General features: G+C 41.4%; 1 pseudogene. It reads left to right on the top strand.

The window, feature by feature from the left end:
* Positions 1–85: 85 nt before the first annotated feature.
* Positions 86–604, top strand: a pseudogene (locus ACWXWT_RS20620) (transposase); the annotation flags it as partial.

Genomic DNA, 604 nt, shown 5'->3' with positions numbered 1-604 from the left:
AAATAATTAAGACACCCAAGATTGTTGGCTAAATATTGAGCGCTGAACTACACTTTATTTACCCTTTCACAAACGGTAATTAAAGATGGCCAGACCAAGACAGACAATCGTTAGCCTGGAAGATACGCCTTACTATCACTGCTGTTCTCGTGTGGTGCGTAAGGCATTCTTGTGCGGAATTGATAATTCAACAGGTGAGAACTTTGAGCATCGGCGTGAGTGGGTTGATTCACGCATTCTTGAGTTAGCGACCATCTTTGCTATTGATATCTGTGCTTATGCCGTGATGAGTAATCACTTGCATGTGGTGTTAAAAGTTGATGCTGACAAAGCAAAAAAGTGGTCAGATAAAGAAGTGCTCATTCAATGGCACAAGGGCTTTAAAGGTACGTTACTCACGCACAAATACCTTAAAGAGGAAGACCTTAACCAGTTTGAAATTCAAACGGTTAATGAATGCATTACTGAATACCGTAAACGCTTAATTGATATCAGTTGGTTTATGCGCTCACTCAGTGAGCCCATCGCCAGAATGGCCAACAAAGAAGATAAATGTACCGGAAGATTCTGGGAAGGCAGGTTTAAATCCCAGGCTTTGCTTGAT

It is taken from the genome of Shewanella sp. A22, from assembly GCF_053850585.1.
The sequence above is the reverse complement of the archived record's forward strand: the minus strand, read 5'-3'. Positions and strand labels throughout refer to the sequence as shown.